The 1,663-nt window shown below is 60.2% G+C and carries 2 protein-coding genes and 1 tRNA gene; 1 reads left to right on the forward strand and 2 read right to left on the reverse strand.

What is annotated here, in order from left to right:
• Positions 1-212: 212 nt before the first annotated feature.
• Positions 213-288 (reverse strand) — tRNA-Trp (locus VGO12_RS16060).
• Positions 289-536: 248 nt separating this feature from the next.
• On the opposite strand from VGO12_RS16060, the gene VGO12_RS16065 reads away from it, so the two are divergent.
• Positions 537-1,073 (forward strand): GrpB family protein, encoded by a 537-nt coding sequence (locus tag VGO12_RS16065; RefSeq protein ID WP_327513742.1) that lies wholly within the window; start codon positions 537-539, stop codon positions 1,071-1,073.
• A 124-nt stretch (positions 1,074-1,197) separates the two neighbouring features.
• Here the strand turns inward: VGO12_RS16065 and VGO12_RS16070 are convergent.
• Positions 1,198-1,663 (reverse strand): EF-Tu/IF-2/RF-3 family GTPase (locus VGO12_RS16070; protein WP_327511421.1); only part of this gene is annotated, 466 nt, incomplete at its 5' end.

A 1,663-nucleotide genomic window follows, 5' to 3' on the forward strand; every position in this document is an offset into this window, starting at 1 on the left:
TTTTGGATGCCATGTAATGCTCACGCCATTACGGCGCGTAAAGCCGATGATTCAGCCCCACGCACCGCGTGTCTGTTTGGACCCTACATAAAGACCGATTCCAAAAACCACAAGAGCCAATCAGTCTTTTCTGTGAATTTCGTTGACCGGCTTGCCGATCATTTAACTCTCTATTTACTGACCGCGCGGTCGCTTGGCAAGTATGGAGAGAATGGCAGGGGCAGAGGGGCTCGAACCCCCGACCTGCGGTTTTGGAGACCGCCGCTCTACCAACTGAGCTATACCCCTATCTGAGGAGCGTCAACAACGCGTCGCCGCCTCAAGTCAGCGGCTTAATATTCAGTTTGCTGGAGGATGACAAGCGTCTTTCGCCGAAGAAGCGAAAAAATCCTCATCGGATTGCGGCACCCCCTGCCCTGCCGGCTCCGGACCTCGCAAACCGGCGCAAGTCATTGCCGAGCTTGACGGAATTTTCCACAGGCCCGGGAAGCGGGCGTCGGCTATCCTGCCGGCGATTGCCCTGGAGACCGAATCACGTGTCCCGCATCACTGTCGTCGAATATGACCCCGCCTGGCCCTCACTCTTTCAGGAACGGGCCTCGGCAATCGCGACGCTGCTTTCACCTTACATCCTCGAAATCCACCACATCGGCAGCACGGCGGTGCCCGGATTGGCGGCCAAGCCGAAGATCGATATCGACGCGGTGATTACGGATGAAGGGGCGCTGCCGGAGCTCAAGCTTCGTCTTTGCGGCGCGGGCTACGCCTTTCATGGCGACCCGCACGGAAGCGATCTCTGGACGTTCACCGCCGATACGCGCCCCTACGGCACGCGCCTTTATTTATGCGGCAGGGGCAACGCCGCGCATGCGGCGCGCATCCTGTTCCGGGACCAACTGCATGACGCGCCCGAACTCGCCAGCCGCTACGAAGCCCTGAAGCGGCAACTCGCGGCGCAGGCCGACGGCGACTGGGACATCTATATCCACGGCAAGCGCGCCTTCATTGACGACGTCCTGGCGATAGCCGCAACGAAAAAGGCCCCGCCGTTGCCGGCGGAGCCTCTCTACTGATGTGAAATCAGCAGATTACTCGACGATCGAGGCAACGATGCCTGCGCCGTGTGCAAATCGCGCTTGCGCGCCATTTGCACTTCTTCGCTGCCGTCGGCAGCTTACGGCATCGTCGTTCCGATCATTACTCGACGATCGAGGCAACGATACCGGCGCCGACGGTACGGCCGCCTTCGCGGATCGCGAAGCGCAGCTTTTCTTCCATCGCGATCGGAACGATCAGCTCGACGGCAACGGTGACGTTGTCGCCAGGCATAACCATTTCCGTGCCTTCCGGCAGCGTCACGATGCCCGTCACGTCCGTCGTGCGGAAGTAGAACTGCGGACGGTAGTTGGTGAAGAACGGCGTATGACGGCCGCCTTCTTCCTTCGTCAGGATGTAGGCTTCAGCCATGAACTTCTTGTGCGGCTTGACCGAACCCGGCTTGCACAGGATCTGGCCACGCTCGACGCCGTCACGGTTCACACCACGGATCAGCGCGCCGATGTTGTCGCCGGCCTGGCCCTGGTCGAGCAGCTTGCGGAACATTTCAACGCCCGTAACCGTCGTCTTCGACGTGTCGCGGATGCCGACGATTTCGACTTCTTCG

This window comes from Ensifer sp., from assembly GCF_035999135.1.
Lineage (GTDB): Bacteria > Pseudomonadota > Alphaproteobacteria > Rhizobiales > Rhizobiaceae > Ensifer.